Origin of the sequence: Clostridium sp. KNHs216, from assembly GCF_006714885.1 — a bacterium.
Classification (GTDB): domain Bacteria; phylum Bacillota; class Clostridia; order Oscillospirales; family Acutalibacteraceae; genus Caproiciproducens.
Genome location: NZ_VFMF01000001.1, coordinates 59,886 through 78,836, shown reverse-complemented (window position 1 = coordinate 78,836; position 18,951 = coordinate 59,886). Strand labels below are relative to the sequence as shown.

18 protein-coding genes are annotated in these 18,951 nt (G+C 50.1%); 8 read left to right on the top strand and 10 right to left on the bottom strand.

The annotated features are described in order from the left end of the window. Positions 1-19: 19 nt before the first annotated feature. From LY85_RS00365 to flgB, 9 genes are read right to left on the bottom strand one after another with little or no spacing between them, the layout of a single operon-like run. Complete coding sequence (locus LY85_RS00365; protein WP_141825044.1) at positions 20-1,387, bottom strand: flagellar hook-length control protein FliK; 1,368 nt, start codon at positions 1,385-1,387, stop codon at positions 20-22. A gap of 42 nt (positions 1,388-1,429) precedes the next feature. After that, positions 1,430-1,840 (bottom strand): flagellar export protein FliJ, encoded by a 411-nt coding sequence (locus LY85_RS00360; RefSeq protein WP_141825043.1) that lies wholly within the window; start codon positions 1,838-1,840, stop codon positions 1,430-1,432. A gap of 3 nt (positions 1,841-1,843) precedes the next feature. After that, positions 1,844-3,145: a flagellar protein export ATPase FliI gene (gene fliI, locus LY85_RS00355; RefSeq protein ID WP_141825042.1), complete on the bottom strand. Its 1,302-nt coding sequence runs from the start codon at positions 3,143-3,145 to the stop codon at positions 1,844-1,846. A gap of 33 nt (positions 3,146-3,178) precedes the next feature. Then, positions 3,179-3,964 (bottom strand): FliH/SctL family protein, encoded by a 786-nt coding sequence (locus LY85_RS00350; protein WP_185741054.1) that lies wholly within the window; start codon positions 3,962-3,964, stop codon positions 3,179-3,181. Further along, entirely contained in the window at positions 3,957-4,964 is a 1,008-nt protein-coding gene (gene fliG / locus LY85_RS00345) for a flagellar motor switch protein FliG (protein WP_141825040.1), read from the bottom strand. The genes LY85_RS00350 and fliG overlap by 8 nt, the downstream gene beginning before the upstream one ends. After that, on the bottom strand, positions 4,954-6,588 hold the full coding sequence (gene fliF / locus LY85_RS00340; protein ID WP_141825039.1) for a flagellar basal-body MS-ring/collar protein FliF: 1,635 nt from the start codon (positions 6,586-6,588) through the stop codon (positions 4,954-4,956). Before fliF ends, fliG begins: the two co-directional genes overlap by 11 nt. Positions 6,589-6,625: 37 nt before the next feature. Beyond that, a complete protein-coding gene (gene fliE, locus LY85_RS00335) occupies positions 6,626-6,931 on the bottom strand; it encodes a flagellar hook-basal body complex protein FliE (protein ID WP_243122434.1) in 306 nt (101 codons plus the stop codon). Between the two features lie 6 nt (positions 6,932-6,937). Then, entirely contained in the window at positions 6,938-7,387 is a 450-nt protein-coding gene (gene flgC / locus LY85_RS00330) for a flagellar basal body rod protein FlgC (RefSeq protein WP_038323717.1), read from the bottom strand. A gap of 37 nt (positions 7,388-7,424) precedes the next feature. Continuing rightward, entirely contained in the window at positions 7,425-7,811 is a 387-nt protein-coding gene (flgB, locus tag LY85_RS00325) for a flagellar basal body rod protein FlgB (protein WP_038323792.1), read from the bottom strand. A gap of 334 nt (positions 7,812-8,145) precedes the next feature. Here flgB and LY85_RS00320 point away from each other — a divergent pair, with 334 nt between their 5' ends. The 8 genes from LY85_RS00320 (at position 8,146) to LY85_RS00285 (ending at position 15,250) form a co-directional block, all read left to right on the top strand. Then, positions 8,146-8,499: a flagellar biosynthesis anti-sigma factor FlgM gene (locus tag LY85_RS00320; protein ID WP_141825038.1), complete on the top strand. Its 354-nt coding sequence runs from the start codon at positions 8,146-8,148 to the stop codon at positions 8,497-8,499. Positions 8,500-8,546: 47 nt separating this feature from the next. Next, positions 8,547-9,029 (top strand): flagellar export chaperone FlgN, encoded by a 483-nt coding sequence (flgN, locus tag LY85_RS00315; RefSeq protein WP_141825037.1) that lies wholly within the window; start codon positions 8,547-8,549, stop codon positions 9,027-9,029. A 12-nt stretch (positions 9,030-9,041) separates the two neighbouring features. Continuing rightward, positions 9,042-10,655 carry a flagellar hook-associated protein FlgK gene (gene flgK / locus LY85_RS00310; protein ID WP_141825036.1) on the top strand — a complete coding sequence of 538 codons (1,614 nt, stop codon included), beginning with the start codon at positions 9,042-9,044 and terminating at the stop codon, positions 10,653-10,655. A gap of 30 nt (positions 10,656-10,685) precedes the next feature. Further along, entirely contained in the window at positions 10,686-12,038 is a 1,353-nt protein-coding gene (locus LY85_RS00305) for a flagellar hook-associated protein 3 (RefSeq protein ID WP_141825035.1), read from the top strand. A gap of 29 nt (positions 12,039-12,067) precedes the next feature. Beyond that, positions 12,068-12,676, top strand: coding sequence for a DUF6470 family protein (locus LY85_RS00300; RefSeq protein ID WP_141825034.1), 609 nt, complete (start codon positions 12,068-12,070; stop codon positions 12,674-12,676). Positions 12,677-12,739: 63 nt separating this feature from the next. After that, on the top strand, positions 12,740-13,171 hold the full coding sequence (locus LY85_RS00295; protein WP_141825033.1) for a flagellar assembly protein FliW: 432 nt from the start codon (positions 12,740-12,742) through the stop codon (positions 13,169-13,171). A gap of 12 nt (positions 13,172-13,183) precedes the next feature. Further along, complete coding sequence (gene csrA, locus LY85_RS00290; RefSeq protein ID WP_038323712.1) at positions 13,184-13,408, top strand: carbon storage regulator CsrA; 225 nt, start codon at positions 13,184-13,186, stop codon at positions 13,406-13,408. Between the two features lie 249 nt (positions 13,409-13,657). Then, positions 13,658-15,250: a flagellin gene (locus LY85_RS00285; protein WP_141825032.1), complete on the top strand. Its 1,593-nt coding sequence runs from the start codon at positions 13,658-13,660 to the stop codon at positions 15,248-15,250. 588 nt (positions 15,251-15,838) lie between these two features. Here the strand turns inward: LY85_RS00285 and LY85_RS00280 are convergent. Next, positions 15,839-18,781: an SH3 domain-containing protein gene (locus LY85_RS00280; protein ID WP_185741053.1), complete on the bottom strand. Its 2,943-nt coding sequence runs from the start codon at positions 18,779-18,781 to the stop codon at positions 15,839-15,841. Positions 18,782-18,951 lie beyond the last annotated feature (170 nt).

Genomic DNA, 18,951 nt, shown 5'->3' with positions numbered 1-18,951 from the left:
ATCCTCCTTTCCTTAAATTTTACAGCGAATAGGCCTGTTGCTTCAGCAGTTGCATAACGGAAAGAAAATCGCCGGTGCTGGTATCGTCGTCCCGTAAACCGACCCGGTGGAGCTGCTGATTGTGCTGCTGTTCTTCCTGTTGCTGCTGCGCCTGATCCTGCCGGCTCTGCTGATCCTGCTGGTACCACGCCTTTTCCTGGGTGGGTTCTGAAATCTGCACCGGCTGGGTGACGGTTGTCTGCAGAAGAGTACGGATGTCGGAGCTGTTCTCCATCAGCATGCTTTGGGTCTTGGGATTCGACGCCTGAATGGAAACAGTCAGCACACCGCTTTGCATTGCCAGCTTCACCGACACTTTTCCCAGATCCCGGGGATAGAGGTCCATCTGAAACTCCGGTTTGCCCGCCTTATAGTTGACAAGGATCTGGTCGGCAACCTGCTTACTGGTTGTCCTGGCGGTATCCGACGGAGCGTCGGAAATTTTGATCACCACATTGCCCGTCCGGTAAAGGTCCGAAAACTGCGCCGTGTTCTGGCTTTGACCGTCTGACGGAGCAGCATCCCTGTCATCAGCAGGAGAAACATTCTTCGGCTGAATTTCAAGCGTCGGAGCAGAAGCAGAGAGCGTTTTCTCCGCACCGGGTTTTGCCTGCACCTCTGAAAGTGTCTGCTGCGCCGGTAAACTCTTTTCCTGCGGCTGTGCTGAAGACTGGGCGGAAACGGCGGTTGCCGCATCCGGAACCTGCTGAGAAGAATTGACATCCGGCTGACGATTCATCAGCGGAGCCGTCTGTGCGGGAGCATCGGTACCGGCGGTAATGGGAACCGGAACGGATTGTGTTTCCACGTTTTGGTAGGGAGTCGCCTGTGCGTCGGCTGCGCTTACGGACGAGGCCGCATCTGCCGTCATCTGCTGAGACGCATTACCGGGCACCGGGACATTCACTGCCGTCTGCGGGAGGGTATCCGCCGTCAAAAGCGGGGTAGCGGTTTCTGCCTGTGGCTGGATTTGCTGAAGGAGGCCGGAACCGGCCGGCGGCTGCTGAACGGTATCCGCACTCAGAACCGGGTCCGCGGTCATTGCCTGCGGCAAAACCTGTAACGGCTCCGGTACAACGGACGGGAACTGTCCGGATGGCAGCAGCTGGCTTAAAAGAGAAACATCCGCTGTATTGAAAACCGGTAAATTCCCCTCGGAAACAGCTTTGCCGCCTTTCGCTTCCTCTTCTCCGGGTTCAGTGTCTGTCTGAGACGTACTTTTCAGCTCCCTGCCAAGGGTCGCCAGCTGCATGAAAGTATCAAAGGCGTTCGTGGGGTTCTTTGTCTGGGATGCTTTGGAATTTTGCGGTACGGTGGAACGTGTGACTTGCTGTATCGTTTTTATCACCTCCTTATCAGAATATTTTATAAATAAAATATTTATAAGCGTTTAAACGGCGCCGCGCGCCTGACCGACATATTCATCCATTGCAAGCTCCTCGCTTTTCTGAATCTGCTTGAGATATTCCGTCAGCTGTTTGTCGCGGAGCTTTTCCAGTCCCGAAATTTCGCTGTTGACGGCCACAATGTCGGCTTTTTTCTGATCGATCAAATGTAAAATTTTCTGATTCAGGGTATTAAAATACGTTTTATATATAAGCATGTCGCCGGCACTCAGCCCATTTTGCAGCTCCTCAAGCATTTTGCGGTTGGTAGCTGTGAACTGATCGTTCAGCGCATAAATTTCTTTTTCCAGTTCGGTCAGCTTCATCTGCAGCAATGCAAGCTCGTTCTTTTTGACATCGAGCGTCTGCTGTTTAAAGCCGAGTACTTTTTCAAGCGAAAATGCAAACTTTTTCATATCTTACAACTCTTTCATCCTGTTCAGGGTTTCTTCAAACGAAAAGCTCTCATCGGTTCTCTGACACAAAAAAGCATTGATCGCATCTATTTTCTTAACCGCCTCGTCCAGCCTTGGATTCATCCCCGGCTTATAAGCGCCGATCGAAATCAAATCGTAATTCTGGTAATAGACGGACAGAAGGTTCCGGACCTTCGCGGCGGCCTGTTTATGTTCCTCCGACACAATATCGTTCATCAGTCTGGAAACGCTCGCGTTCACATCGATCGCAGGATAGTGGTTTTTATGGGCAAGGGAACGGGTCAGAACGATGTGACCGTCGATGATACCCCGGACAGTGTCGGAAATCGGTTCGTTGGTATCGTCTCCCTCCACCAGCACCGTATAAATACCGGTAATGGAGCCTTCCTTGAAGTTTCCGCTTCGCTCCAGAAGCTTGGGGAGCTCGGCATAGATGGAAGGCGTATATCCTCTGGCAACCGGAGGTTCCCCGGCCGCCAGGCCGATTTCCCTCTGTGCCATTGCAAATCTGGTCAGGGAATCCATCATCAGCAGGACGTCCTTGCCCTGATCCCTGAAATATTCGGCAACCGCGGTGGCGACCGTAGCGCATTTCACGCGGTACATAGCCGGCTGGTCGGAGGTGGCAACCACCAGAACGGAGCGCGCCAGCCCTTCCTTCCCCAGATCCTTTTCAATAAACTCGGTAACTTCCCTGCCTCTTTCCCCGACAAGAGCGATTACGTTGATATCTGCCTTGACATTTTTCGCAATCATTCCCATAAGAGTGCTCTTGCCGACGCCGCTTCCGGCAAAAATCCCCATTCTCTGCCCCTTGCCGATGGTCAGCATCCCGTCTATCGCCTTGATGCCGAAAGTCAGCTGCTCGCTGATTCTGGGCCTTGCCAGAGGATTGGTGTAAGTGGAATCGACATCGTAATACTGCCGGATATCAAATTCGCCCAGTCCGTCAATGGGCCTGCCCGCGGCGTCGATGGTCCTGCCCACCAGGAAATCCCCCACCGGAACGCGGAGCTTGCTGCCGGTGGAACGCACCAAGCTGCCGGGGCCGATGCCCTTGATATCGCCGTAAGCCATCAGCAGGATATTGCTGTTTTTAAACCCGATGACTTCAGCCATGACTGTTTTTTCGTCGTTAGAATTGCGGATGGTGCAGATATCGCCGACATTGGCCCTCAGGCCGGTGGTCTCAATCATCATGCCTACGATGTTTTTCACCTTGCCGATATAACAGAGCGGATTCAATTTTTCCAAAACATCGTAGGAATCCTGAAAATTCAACATTTTTCGCTCCATCTTTAAAAATTGACTGCAGAGTTATACTTGGAGTGCCTGTTTGATTTTTTCCATCTGTGTGTTCACGCCGGCATCGACCATCCGGTCGGGCATTTCTATAATACAGTCGCCGTCGTCCATATCGGGAGAAACTTCAATTTTAACGCTGTCCGAGACATCGCTGAGCGCCTCAACAATGGACTTATCCACCTTCTGAAGCAGCGTTTTCGTGTTTTTGGAGACGAAGATTCTGACCCATTCCTGATTGCGGTAGGCATCCACAGCGTTGATAATCATGGATTGCATCGCTTTTTCATTCATGCTCAGTTCCCGCCGAATGACTTTTTCCGCAATCGAGACAGCCAGCTTTTTAAGATCGGCCTCATATCTCTGCAGAATTTCGGCCTTCCCGGTTTCCACGGTATCCAGCATCCTGGAAAGCTCTTCGGCGGCCGCCCGATTCTCTTCTTCGGCTTTTTGCAGACCGGCCTTGCAGCCTTCCTCATAACCGTCCCGGTACCCGAGCTCCCGTCCCTCTTTTTTTCCTTCGGCAAAGCCCCTGCCGTAGCCTTCCTCCCTGCTTTGCACCAGAACCTGAGCGGCTTCCTGATTCATCTGCTGGGTGGATTCCCGCACCTTGTTCACGGTGTAATTCTGGGCGGCCTCTATAATCTGCTGAGCTTTCTGAAAGGCTTCGTTTACAATCTTTCTATGCTGATCCTCTTCCGGAGGCGGATCAGGCGCTTTCGGAACGCTTCCGTTGTTCGCCGGAAAGGCGGTCCCGTTTTTAACCGTAACATACTGGGAAGCTTTGATAACGTTAGGCAATAACCTCATCCTTTCCGCCCTTGCTGATGACTAACTCGCCCTCGCTTTCAAGCCGCCGGATAACACCGACAATACGCTGCTGTGCTTCTTCGACATCTCTGAGCCGGACGTTGTGTGTGAATTCCAGATCGGATTTGATGGTTTCGGTTGTACGGTTCGACATATTTTTGAAGATGACGTCGGAAACCTCCTGATTGGCTCCCTTGAGCGCGAATACCAGATCCTTGGAATCCACTTCGCGCAGGAAACGCTGAATGGACATATCGTCCAGAACGGTGATGTCTTCGAAGACGAACATTCTCTTTTTGATTTCATCACAGAGCTGTGCGTCCTTGCGTGTCAGTTCATCAAAGATATACTTTTCGTTGGCGCGGTCCATATTGTTCATAATGTCCGCAATATAATTGACGCCGCCGAATTCCATGAAGTCCATAGACATCAGCGTAGAGACCTTGTTTTCAAGGTTGCTTTCCACAATTCTGATAATTTCAGGGGAAGTGCGGTCCATGGTGGCAATCCGTTCCACGACGTCAAGCCGCTTGTCTTTCGGAAGATCCGCAATAATCATGGCCGCCTGATCCGCTCTGGCATAGGAAAGAATCAGGGCGATCGTCTGCGGATGCTCGTTCTGAATCATTGCCATCAGATTTTTGTAGTCGGTTTTCCGGATAAACTCAAAGGCCTTGGTTCTCAGCGACTTGGTGACGCGTTCCAAAAGAGACGACGCCGTCTGGGCGCCATACGCCTTTTCCAGAACATTCTTTGCGTATTCCATGCCGCCTTCCGTAATGACCTTTTGGGTCAGGCAGACCTGATAGAAATCTCCGAGGACATTTTCAATTTCTTCGGAGGGCATGTGGGACATTCTCGCGATTTCATAGGTCAGCTGTTCCACTTCGTCTTCTTTCAGATATTTATAGACCCTGGAAGCATTTTCCGCTCCCAACGAGATAATGACAGCGGCGGCTTTCTGCTGTCCGCTCATCTGCTTATCTGCCATTGCCATCGTCCCCTCTCAGCCAGGATCGGATCAGTTGAGCGGCAATTTCAGGATTCTGTGAGGAGAAGTCCTGAATTTCTTTCGTCAAAGCCTGTTCCTTGGACGCTTTTTCAGCACGTGCGTCTTCAATTGCCTGCAATTCAATCTCTTCCTCTTCTTCCTCCGGCTGCTGCTCTTCCTCCTCTTCCAGACGGTCTTTCAGAGAAGCATCTTCCTGGTTTTCTTCCTCTTCCAGCTGGGCCAGCTCAAGCATCTTTTTCTTCTTGCGTCCGCGCGCAACCATCGCCGCAACAAGGATGACGATCAGCAGGGTGAGCAGTACAACACCGCCGATAATCAGGATCTGGTTTAACGGGAGGCCCGTCGGCGACGGGCCGCTGGTCTGCTGAGCCCCGTCCGGGAAGACGGCGTTGTATACAGCCACCTTATCCGGCTGTATGGCAGCGGCGTAGGCGGCAAGCTTTGCAATCTCCTGCTTCTGGGTGTCGTCCATCATTTCCTTATTGACGGCAACGGAAATCGTCATGTCCGCAACGCTTGCGGCATCCCCCTGAATCTGCTGTTTCACCTGACTCACAAGATATTTGTAGCTTTCGCTGTCTTTCGTGTAAATCGTATCGCCGTTCACGGTCACGCCCGGATAGGTCGTGGTTTCCGTATTGGATTCGGTCCCGGCGGCTCCCCCGGTTGTCTTCTGGCCGCCCCCCGTTTCCTGCTCCTTCTGCGTTTCGGATTCGCTGATAACACCTTTATTGTCCTGTGACGGATTATAAGTGATAATCTCCTGTACCTTTTTGTCCACATCCATCACGCTTTTGGCAGTCACTTTTACATTGTTCTGGCCAAAAAGCGGCGTCAGGACCTTCAGAACGCTTTTCTCAATATCGTTTTCATATTCCTTTTCAATTTCAAGCTTAAACTGTGAAACGTTGACCTGGTTCGTTCCGTCTGTGTCGGAAACATTTAACTCATTGCCGGTGGCCGTATCGATGACCGCCACGTCGTCCGTTTTTAAATTCGGTACGCTTTTCGCGACCAATTGTTTGATTCCGTTGATCTGGGACGATTCCAGCGTTTTCCCCGTCGCCAGCGTTACCGTGACGGAAGCGGTCGGCGTTTCGGAATTTTCATCCCACGCATAGCTGCTGCTGTCGGGAATGCTGATGGTCACATTGGCATTCTTGATGCAGTCCAGTGTTTTGATAACAGCCTCCAGCCTTTGGTTCAGCTGATATTTTTCTATGGTTTTCTTTTCAAAATCAGTGGACATGATATCGACATTATTGGTAAAGAAATCATAGTTCGGCGCCGTCTTCGGATATCCCTCGTTGGCCAGTTCCATCCTCAGGGCATTTTCCTTGTCCTTAGGGACCATGATGGTACCGTTGTCCTCTTTATAACTGATATCCCGATCGCGGAGTTCATTCATAACCTCAACGGCCTCTGTGTGATCCATCCCGGGATAAAGCACGACAAAGGGCTGCCTGTTCAGCAGAATTCCCACGATTACAGAAAGCAGGACAATTCCGCCCAGAACGCTTACGATGATTATTTTTTTCTTCTTTGTTAAATTTGCCCAAAAAGATTTAATTGGGTCAATATATTTTTTAATTTGTATATTCATTGTTTAACCCGCAATCACCCTTCCAGTATACTTTGGCCTAAACACTTATCCTCATGACTTCATTATATGCGTCAAGGGCCTTGTTGCGGAGCTGAACCAGCATCTGCACGGAAAGGGTTGCTTTTGTAGACGCAATGGCGATATCATGCAAATTGTCGGACTGGCCGGTGGTCAGCTTGTAAAGCTCTCCGTCAAGGTCGGCATTGGTCGTTTTTACATTCTGGACAGCATCCTGAAAAAGATCCTGAAACGGAACTCCCGCGGTATTTCCGGAAGAAGATACTTTTCCAGAGCTTTCAGGGTCAATGATGGAATTGATTTTTTCGATCGGCGTTATCTGCAATTTACGTTACCTCCCCAATTCCAAAGCCTTTACCGCCATTCCCTTTACGGCGTTAAAGGCGGTCAGATTTGCATCGTACGCTCTGGTGACCGACATCATGTCCAGCGTTTCCTTGATCGGGTCCACGTTCGGCATCATCACATAGCCCTGTTCGTTCGCGTCCGGATTGGTAGGGTCATAAACAGGGGTAAAATCGCTGGGATCTTCCGCAATTTCTGAAACCTTTACCCCTTTGGGTGTCTGTTCCGATTCATTTTCACTCATTTTTCTGTCAAGAATGTGCCGGAAAGAATTTTGTTCTGCCGGTTCATAAACGACGACTTTTCTGCGGTAGGGTCCCCCGTTTTCCGTTTTGGTGGTGGAGGCGTTTGCGATATTCTCAGAAATAACATCCATGCGAAGCCTGCTCGCAGTAAGGGCAGAACCGCTGATATCCAGCGAATTTAAAAAGGCCACACGAATTCCTCCTACTATTTCATTTTAGGAAAGCCCATCAGGACTTCCCGTCCGTAATGGCGTATCTCAGTCGTGAAAAATAATCCGAAAGCTCACGCAGAGAATAATAATAGTTAATCTGCGACCTCGCCAGCTCTATATTCTCTTTTTCCGCGTCCACGTTATTTCCGTCCAGCCGTAAGGATTCGTCATCCGATACGCTGGTCTGCGGCGTTGTGCTTTCAATCCGGCTGATCAGATCGCCGCTGTTTTCGCCGCCCTCGGCCATCAGATTTTTCAGCTGGTCCTCAAAGCTGACGGACTTACTCTTATACCCCGGTGTTTCAATGTTGGATATGTTGTCGGAGATTTCCCGCTGCCTCGTCCACAGGCCGTCCAGGTCCTTGTTCAATAACGCGGCGGAAACACTGTTAAACCAATCCAAAGCAATCCCTTCTTTCATTCATTAAAGTCATTAAAGTGCGGTCACGAATTTCTCTGAATATTCAGTAAATAATTTCAAAGATATAAATTCGTGACCAAACTTATAAACAATAATAATTGTTTTATATCATATATTTTACCTAATTATATATGCAAATAATGACAAAAGTCAACTGAAATTCGCTTAAAATTCTCTTAATTCGAAATATTTCGATTGTATTTTTTATTTCATAATCATGCAATGATAAATATACTAAAAAAGTATTTATAAATTAAGCTTTTTTTTCTAAATATTTGATAAAACATGCCGATAATTTCTGCAGAGGTGAGTATTGATGATTATTAATAGTGCTGACCATAATTTCAATTATATAACCAGCCAATATCCCGCCAAACAGCCGGGCAAGGCCGACATCGACGGCACAGCGGCCGGGCCGGCGTTTTCCGGCAATCTGAATAAGGCGGTAAATGCTTCCAAGATGGATAAAATTGAAATATCGCAAGACGCTGCGCGCCTTTCAAATAACAGTCAGTTTCTTTCGGAAACCAAAGATAAAATCATCGCGGAAATAAATGGAGACAAGGATACGGAAGCCATCAGCAGAATCAAGGAACAGCTGAATGTCAGGCAGTATGCCGTAAACCCTGTGGAAATTGCGAAAATACTTTTGACGGACAATAACGAATGAATATACAAAACAGATGCAAAAAATCAAAGGGCGGGTGAACAGAGAGAATGATAGACAAAGAGCTTGCAGAAAAACTGCTGAAATTCCTTCGCGATTACCTGAATTTTTATAAAAGCTTTCTGGAGATTGAATCTGAAAAATACAACGATTTAGCAAACAACAACGTTACGACCCTGGACGCGCACGTCAGAAAAGAAGAGGCGTTCATGCTCAAGGCCAGGGGGCTTGAATTGGAGCGTGACAAGCTGGTCGCAAAAACCGGGAGCCCAGAGTCGACCTTCCGGCAGCTGATCCCGATGTTCGAGCCTTCCCTTCAGCCGCAGGCAAAAAGCATTTTTGACGAACTCTCACAGGTGACGCTGAATCTGAAGGAAATAAACCTTCGCTGCAACCAGCTCACCGAGTTAAAACTGCACAGAGTCGAAAAAGATATCGGTAAACTGAAAAACAATCCCGAACTGCAACGGATATACTCCTCAAAAGCGGAAGAGGGATCCACTCCCCCAAGCATTCTGTCCAAAAAGGTTTAAGGAGGTATTCCCATGTCGTCAACTTTTTCCGGGTTCTATATTGCCAAAAGCGGAATTCAGGCAGCCCGGGCCAATCTGCAGATAACCGGCCAGAATATGACCAATGTAAATACCACAGGCTACACAAGGCAGCGGGTGGACTCCTATTCGGTCGGGCCGACCGGCAGCAACATGCGTTATTCGGGCGGCAACCTTGCCGTCGGCAACGGCGTGTACTGCAGCGGGACCAGTCAGATCAGGGACCCCTATCTGGATATCCGCTACCGTGCGGAACATGCCTATGTGGGCAAAACTGACGTTCAGCTGGATACCCTGAGCGACCTTGAGGATATTTTCGACGAATCCTCTAAGGACGGACTCAGTGCACAGTTTTCGGACCTGATCACACAGCTGAATACGCTCGCGTCTTCCCCCACCTATTCCAGCGAGAACATCGTCAAGAACTCTGCCATGCTTCTGACCAAGGCGTTCAACAGCGCATCCCAGCAGCTGTCGAAAATCCGGAAAGAGCAGACAAAGTCTTTGCAGGATGACGCGATTACAAAAGTAAATAATCTCTTAAAAAATATAGCGCACCTGAATCAGGAAATCAAAAGCTCGGAAATTTCCGGCACCTCCGCGCTGGAACTGACCGACCAGCGCAATACCATGATCGACGAGCTGTCAAAGTACGCCAATATTGAGGTTTCTACAGAAACTGTGGATGTCGGCTCCGGACGGTCGGTCTCGGAACTGCATATCGACCTTGTGTCCGGCGATCAGAAATTCAGTCTGGTGGCGAACGGGGATTACAGCGAGTTCAGCATGACAACGGACAGCGGCACGGGCTACGTCACCATGGCGCTGACCAACGCTACCACCGGAAACCAGGTACAAGCAATGGATTCGGACGGAAACCCCATTGTTGACGGCACCGGCAACCCCGTCGTTATGACCAATGCGGACCTGACGGAAGGAGCGTTCGGCGGATATCTTTCCATGCTGAACGAAAGCGGAGAATTCGACTCCGCCTCCGCGGAACGCGGCCTCGGCTATTATGAGAAGATGCTGGACAAGCTCGCCGTGGATTTCGCGGACACGATGAACCAAGCCAACAGTACAAATGCAAGCGGAGATTACAACAAGCCGCTGTTTACCACCACGGACGGCACATCTACCGCCGGTATCACCGCTGGGAACATCAGTATTTCCACCGCGTGGAGCACCGCGACCAGCTCTTATATCACCGCCACCAAGCAGACGGGCGACGTGGATACTTCCAGCAAAGGCGACAACGTGCTTTACATGATCACCCAGCTTGGCAAAGACAAAACTTACACGACCAATGCCGACAACACGGGAGGCACGACCCTGTTCACCACATCGATCGATTCCTTTATATCGGACTTATCGGTTTCTGTGCTCGCCCTGCAAAAAAGCGACATCAACCGGCAGAACACTACCTATAATTCCACTCTTACGGAAATCGACACACAGAGAGCCTCCGTATCCTCTGTTGACATCAACGAGGAAGGCATCAACCTGATTATGTACAACCAGTCTCTCACCGCTTCTTCCCGGTTTATGACGACTCTGGACGAGGCGCTGGATACGATCATCAGTAAAATGGGAATAGTAGGAAGATAATCCCCACGGTTTAAAAGGAGGACGGAAGCTATGAGAATCACCATGGGAATGGTCATGAAGCAATATAACACAAACCTTAATCGCTCACTGAATGCACTGAACGCGGCGAACCAGCAGGAATTGACGCTGCGAAAGTTCGACAAAGCGTCGGAAGACCCGTTTTCGGCTTCCAAGGCATTCGCGCTCCGGCGCGAATATCTGAGGAACCAAAGCTATCAGAGCGAGCTGAACGATGCGGCGGATAAGCTCACAACCGCAAATTCCACCTTTCTGAGCGTCAAAAAGGTCCTGACAGAGGCGGGGTCGGGCGAGTGCCTTCAGGCCATCAGCGACACCACTTCCGACACCGGACGGAGTGCAATTGCGAAAACGCTCCGCGGGTATCAGCAAACCATTTTAACACAAATGAACACCCAGTTCGGCGACGGATACCTTTTTGGCGGCGCCGATACCAACGACCCTCCTTTTTCCGTCGGCGAAAGTGGGAATCTGTTGTATCGCGGTATCGATGTCAACACAGGCAAAATTGAAGCAGGCTCCACTCTTAGCTATAACGGAGCACAGATCACGCTGGGCGATACGCAGTTTAACGGCTACAAAATTCAGGTGAACACCGCGGATGGAGCCACTCCTTCCGTTTCGGCGGACACCTCTTCTAAAACATTAACTGTCACTCTGCCGACCGGTGCGAAAAACAGCGATATCCTCACGGCGCTGAAAGGTTCCTCTCCCCTGTCCGCCTCGGATAATCCCTCTGTGACTTTCGATCTTTCAAAAGCTGCAATCTCAGGCGATATGAACTGCCCGGTAGACACTTCGGCCCAGACAGCCACGGCGACGGATACCATCGGGTCGGAAGGCCTGAAGAAGCTTGCCAATGAGCAGACCTTTATCAACATCGGTCTGGGGCTCAATACGGAAAGCGGAAGCACGGCAATCAACAGCCAGAGCGTCTATAACTCCGCTATACCCGGCATATCGATTATTGGCTATGGTACATCGGACGGTACGGAAAGCGGCATTTCCAACAATCTTTACACCCTTCTCGGGCAGATCGCCGACAAGCTTGACGGCGGAGAAAATGCCTCTAATTTTACTTATTCTTACGATGAAATAAAGCCCCTTCTGGACAATTTCAACGACCAGAGCGACGCTGTGATCGACAAAATTTCAGAATACGGTTCAAAATCCACTTTTCTTTCGACAACACTGACTAACCTGACATCCATCGGCGATAAAGTCCTTGAAAAAATCGACAGCACCGAATATATTGATTTTGAAGAAGCCGTTACGGCACAGCTCTATCAGCAGTCTTCCTACAACGCCGCTTTAAAGGTAGGCTCACAGATTCTTCAGCCGACCTTTTTGGACTTTATGGATTAGTAATCACGCAGCAGGCGAGGTGAGTTAAAATGGAACAGCTTTTGGATATCATTCATGTTCCCATTTCTTTTGAAATGAAAGTCCACAATGCGAAACTGGAAATATCCGACGACACTTTTTCCCAGCAGGGGATTGTGGATTTTACGGATTTAACCCCTTACACGTCCAGGCTGTATTTCGATACGCATGAGTACAAATACAAAGCAAGATCAACCGCCGCGCAAAACCAAACCGACCAGGTTTCCTACGAAGATCAGATTCTGATGTCCATGAGCGGCACCGCCGATCTTGCAAAGGAAGAGAAATCGCTAATGGAGACACAAAGCAGCACAAGTACATTGAGCTCCCTTGCTTTTCAGCATATTCAGCCTACCATTCAAAGCACAATCGGGATTCCTGCTTACCCTGCCGATTTTGACTGGGACACGCAGAGTCTTTCCGTTCAATACGAAACGGACAGGCAGAATTACGAGTGGCTGTCGAAAAACAGGCCGAAGCTGAAATTCACCCCCGCAAGCGTTGAATTTGTCGTGAAGGAATACGCCCGTGTGGAATTCAAATATCTGGGCAAGCCCCAGTACGTTCCTCCGTCGGCCAGCCCTGACTATCAGCCGCCGAAGATGAATGTGACCGCATAATACAAAATGGATACAGCCCCCTTCGGGAGGCTGTTTTTTCTGACAGCTAACAAGGAGGAAATTATGGACACGAATCAGGCAGAATTACAGAACACGGAAACCGGAGTTCAAAATATCATTTATTTTGAAGAAGGGATCTTAGGCTTTGAGGATATCAAGGAATATCTTCTGTACCATGAAGAGGAAAATGGGATTATCTGGAGCCTGCAGGCCGCCCACAGCGACATTCCCTCCTTTGTGGTGGTGGACCCCTACCCGATCGTCAATGACTACAGTCCTGTTTTCCCCCAGTCGGAGCTGGATTATTTCGGAGAAACGGACGCGGAAAACCTCTGTGTTCTGGCAGTGGCGGTCATCAAACCGAATTTGAGCGAATCCGTCATTAACCTGAAAGCGCCGATCGTGATCGATGTCAACACCAAAAAGGCGAAACAGATTATTTTGGAAAATTCAGATTATCCCATCCGCTATCCATTATTCAGCGACAAAAGATAGGAGGCGTTTCCGATGCTCGTCATCAGCCGAAAAGTCTCCGAATCCATTATCATTGGAGACAACATTGAAATTATTGTATCCGAAATCAGCGGCGACCGCGTCAAAATCTGCATCAACGCGCCAAAGGAAATTCCGATCATCCGCAAAGAGCTTTGGGAAACCCGCGCCATGAATGAGGAAGCCAGCGTGGCGCCTAAAAAGCAGGCTCTTGATCAGCTGAAAAAACTGCTGAAATAAATATTAAGTATATTCTTTTCAAAAAACAAGCATTTTTTTCGAAATTCTGCAAAATACCCTAAACTTTTCCAGATTCATACCGAAATATCAGTTGTAAGCAAAAATTTACAATCGCATCTTTTTTCTGCCGCGACAGGGCCCGTCGGGGCAGAGATCCAACCGCACAGCAAAGAACATGGACGTTCTTTCAAAAAGGCGTGACCGGCTTTTTGCCGCACGTACTAAACAAAATTCAGGAGGAAAAAAATTATGCGTATTCAACACAATATTGCAGCCTTAAATGCAAACAGAATGCTGGCCAGCAACAACAACGCCGTCAGCAAAAACCTTGAGAAGCTGTCTTCCGGCTACCGCATCAACAGCGCTGCCGACGACGCTGCAGGCCTTGCGATTTCCGAGAAAATGAGAAGCCAGATCCGTGGACTAGATCAAGCCGAAAACAACGCAAATGACGGTATCTCCCTTGTACAGACCGCTGAAGGCGCTCTGAATGAGACTGCTTCCATTCTGCAGAGAATGAAAGAGCTGGCCACTCAGTCCTCTAACGGTACTTACCAGAACGACGTTGACCGTGAGAACATCAGCAAGGAAGTTGAAGCTTTAACAAAAGAAATAGACAGAATTTCCACTTCCACCAACTTCAACAAGATCAACCTGTTGGATGGTTCTTTGGGTGCAAGCGGAAAAAACGCAGCAACAAATGCTTCAGCTCTTGACACAGATGCCTTTGCGGCGAATGCTGCTGGTAATAGCAATGGCGCAGGGGAAATTATTTTCACCGGAGCTCCGGTTGGAACGCAAATCGACATTGTCTCCACTGCCGATGGTGGTACATCTGGTGCTGCATGGGGCTCTGATGGAAAATTAACTATTACATTGGGCGGTGCAGACGCTGGTGCTACTTACTCTGAAGACGCTATTAACGAACTGATTAAAAATGCAACTGGTACAAAACCGGATGGAGTATCTAACTTAAAAGTAACTTTAACTGACGGCGATATCTCTACAGTTTCCGGAACTGCAGCTGCCGGAGCTGCAAACAGCTTTACTGTCGAAACGGCATCTAAAGCAGAACTGAATGCAGCTTCTAAGGCTCAAATTAAAGACGGTTTTAAAATAGTTGCAACTGGAACTGGAAAAACCGGCATTTCGACAATTGATTTTAATTCTGTCGCGGCGGGTAGCGCAAATGGTGTAACGAATACCGCCGGTGCTGTTTCCTTGGATTTGATTCAGGATAAAACCTATACCGCAACTGATATTAATAAGATGCTGGAAGGCGCAAAAATTGATGGATTTACGGTTGACTTTACCGGTTCTTACAGCGGCACCGATTTGGTAAGAGCTTTCGGTGCAGGTAGTGGTTCAATCGGTGATGGTGCTGATGTGCTTAATGGTACTGCATTGACAGTAGTCGACGGCAAAGGCGTTTTAGGTGCCGGTGATGCACTCCGTCTCCAAATCGGCGCGAGCGCTTCCGAAGATCAGCAGGTTTCTCTTGCAATTGGCGATATGAGTACCGCTGGCTTGGGGCTCAGTGCTATTTCCGTTAAAACTCAGGATGATGCTAAAGACGCTATTGCGACCATCGAAGCCGCTATCAACACGGTTTCCGGCACAAGAGCCGACCTTGGCGCACTGCAGAACAGACTTGAGCACACTGTGAACAACCTGGGTACCACCAGCGAGAACCTGACTTCCGCTGAGAGCCGTATCCGTGACGTTGACATGGCTGCTGAGATGATGGAAATGACCAAGAACAACGTTCTTGCTCAGGCCGCTCAGTCCATGCTTGCTCAGGCAAATACACAGCCTCAGAACGTTCTGAAACTCTTACAGTAATTCTATTCCTAAGCATATTTACTTCATTTATAAAGCGCCCACGGACAATGTCCGCGGGCGCTTTTCCGCGTTGCAGTGTAACTCCTTTCGTCGCGCCGGGCGCGGACCTGCCGGTCGGGAAGCGCCTGCGGCGTTACTCCTAATCGGTCTAATTTGGAATTGACGGCTGCCAGTCGAAGACTGACGGGAAGAGTCCTTTTCCCGCAAGCTTTCCCACTCCTTCTGTCACACCGGACGTGGACCTTTCCCGACCGACAAGTCTGCCGTCGGTTCATTAGCTCGCCCTCAGGCCGGGCGGGCCCCTACTTTCGCTCTTGTCCGAAAGTAGGCAAAGGACGCGCAGGGGGATTTTTAATTCCCGGCGGGAGGGTTCCATAAAATCCCCCTGCACCCCCAGGTATCCCCAAGGTGTCTTTAGGAGATAGGATACCGCTGTGGTTTTCATTGACGGGGGTACGGGGACAAAAGAGCTGCTTGTTCTCTCCCCCGTCGCAAGCGTATTCCGACCAAAATATACAGTTAAGGCCCACTCAAAGAGTGGGCCTTAACTTGTGGCGCAGCCTGACTGGGGGAGTCCGTTCCCAACCTTTAGCTCAGCCCCGCCGCCGCGTTGGGATAAGTGTAATTGTAACGGTTGAACTTCACCGCTTCATAATCGCCGTAGTTATATACGTTCGCTTCGCCGAGCCTTCTGTAGAACAGGCCGGCATAGAACTTGCCGCCCGCCTGATTCCAGCGGATCAGGTCGGAGCCGAACGCGTTGGCGTTAGTGTAATTTAGGTCATGGGTCAGGGAATCGGAGTTGGACAGGTTGATGTATCCGGAATTGACCCAGCCGGTGCTTCCACTGGAAAGCTGTACCTTATACCAGCCATCCTTCGTGTTGGCGAAGTTGCATTCGGTTACATTGAGCGAAGTGCCCGACAGCACACTGCAGACCTCGTTCCCGCTGATACTGGGCTGATCCCTGACGATAGTATCCTTTGTCACAGTCGCCGAAAGCGTTTCCCCGGAGAAGAGCGCCGGCGGGACCACCGCGTTTTTCATGATCCTTCTGAAATCCATCTCCGCGCTGCTGTTGAAGTAGCCCGCGCCGACATTATAGGCAAAGCTGATTAAGCAGTCGGCCTGATTCTGGCTCATCAGGAAATGATTGTTCTGAATCATTTTATTCAGTTCGGTTGTGTAAGAGGAATTATTGATCTTATTGACCAGAAGCGACCATGCCTCCGTCTCCGTCATATTGTTGTAGAAAATCGCGTTTGCCCCGAAGGTACAGCCATACCCAATCGTAGGCACCTGATTGGACGTCAGCTGGTCGGCGTACACGGTCGAGCTGTAGCCCTCCCATTTGGCAATCAGAGAAATCATCTGGTCGCTGGCCCTGCGCTCCTCGCTGGAAGTCGTAACGAAATCCTGCTGGTTGGAAATATACGCGTTGGTGGTGTAGCCCGTAGAACTCATGCTTCCGTTCAGCGAGGAATAAGCGGTAAAGGAATAGGTTCCCGCCGCGCTGAAGGTCGTCGTGGCCGTCCATTTTTTCGTATAGGTGTTTTGTTTGGACTCATCCGTACAGGAATCGGCGTTCAGTGCCTTTTTGCTGCCGTCCGGCATCGTAATGACGAACTGCACGCCGTCGCGTGTGGTATCGGTTACCGCGGTCAGCGTTACCGTCGCGCCCGTACTCGCAATATTCGGAGATGCAAACGCGGTCTTTACCGGTTCCGCATCCGTCACGGTGACATTGCAGGTCGCCGTATAGGTTCCCGATTTGGCCGTGATCACGGCGGTACCGTTGGAAACGGCACAGACATATCCGTTTGAAACCGTGGCGACATTCGGATTGCTGCTTGTCCAGCTGATATAGGTCCCGCTCGGGGAAATGCTGGCCTGAATATACAGCGTCTTCCCTACCGGGATGCTCTGGGCTGTGGTGGAAAGCGAAAGCGCGGTAGTGTTCGTTACGTCGTCGGAATAATGCAGCTGAATGTACTCCGAGCTGACATAACCCGCAACCCCGCTGGCGGTCTGCACCTTGGTCCAGGCCGAATTGGAAGTGTCCAGTACCGTCAGGCTCGTCCCCTTTGGCAGGTTTGCCAGGATTTTAGCGCTTGTATCGGGCGATTCTCTTAGCCGCAGCATATCGGCCGTTACGCTCGCACCCGTAACGGTGTGGGAATCGGAGCCTGTATTATCCCCGGTACCGGTATCTGTTCCGGGGTTCGTATTGGTATCCGTGCCGTTATTGTTGTCCGTTCCGGTCTGTGTGGTGGAGATATTCAGGAATTCCTTGCTGCAATAGCCTTCCTTCCCATCGGAAGTCTTGATCTTCGCCCACGATGCATTGGAATTATCCGTTACCGTTACGGTAACGCCCTTGGCCAGCGTAACAACAACGCTGTAGCCGGTCCCCGCGCCGCTGCGTACATTCAGGGAAGCGGTCGTCACCGCCGTGGCAGTGCCGGTGGTTCCCGTGGAGGGCGGGGTATTGGTATTCGTGTTCGTTCCTGTGGAAGTACTGATATTCAAATACTGCTTGCTGCAATAGCCTTCTTTCCCATCTGAAGTTTTGATTTTTGCCCAGACGGAATTGGAATTATCCGTTACCGTAACAGTAACGCCTTTTGCCAGCGTGACAACGATCCCGTAGGTAGTTCCCGCACCGCTGCGCACATTCAGGGAAGAATTGGTTACCCCCGTAACAGTGGTGGTGGTTCCCGTTCCCGTGGAAGGAGGGGTATTGGTATTCGTATTCGTTCCGGTGGAAGTGCCGATTTTCAGATACTGTTTGCTGCAGTACCCCTGTTTGCCGCTGGAGGTCTCCACCTTTGCCCACTGGGCGTTGGAGTTGTCCAGCACCTTTACGGTCGTTCCCTTGCTGATGGTCAGTATTACCTTATAATTGGTACCCGCGCCCTCACGCAGGTTAAGATAGTCCGTAGTCAGTGCAGAAGCCGACGACGCAGTGGAACCGGTATTGGCGGAGCCCGTATTTGTCGTTGTACCGGAGCCGGACGAGGAGGACACGTTCAAAAATTCCTTACTGCAATACCCCTGTTTTCCGTCCGTCGTCTGCACCTTCAGCCAGGAAGGATTGGAGCTGTCGATCACCTTGACGGAAGTCCCCTTCGGAAGGGTAACGATAATTTTGCTGGCGGTACCCGCACCCTCGCGCATATTTAAAGACGCCGTGGTGACCGCGGTCGTCCCAGAAGACGAAGACCCGGAATTGGAAGCGGCACCGGAGATACTGAGATACTGCTTGCTGCAGTACCCCTGTTTGCCGCCGGAGGTTTGCACCTTCGCCCATGTCGCATTGGAGGAGTCAAGAACCGTGACGGTGACTCCTTTGCTGAGTGTCAGAATCACTTTTTTATCCACACCCGCGCCTTCGCGCAGATTCAAATAATCCGTTGTTTGTGCGGTCGCAGCAGCCGCTACGGAAACAGCCGGCGGCGGGGTTATCATAACACCCGCGGCACAGATCAGCGAAACCGCTCCCGCTGCAATCCGCTTTTTCAGACTTTTCAATTCATTCACTCCAATTATGTAGTATTTATAATACAGACCGGCAGCAAGCCCCGACAGGGAAGGATTTTTCCTTCCTATAAAATACACGCGCTGCCTTATCATCAAATCAGCTCTGGCATCCGTTGACATTACTGGTTCGATTATACCCTAAAAACTGGCAATTATCAAGT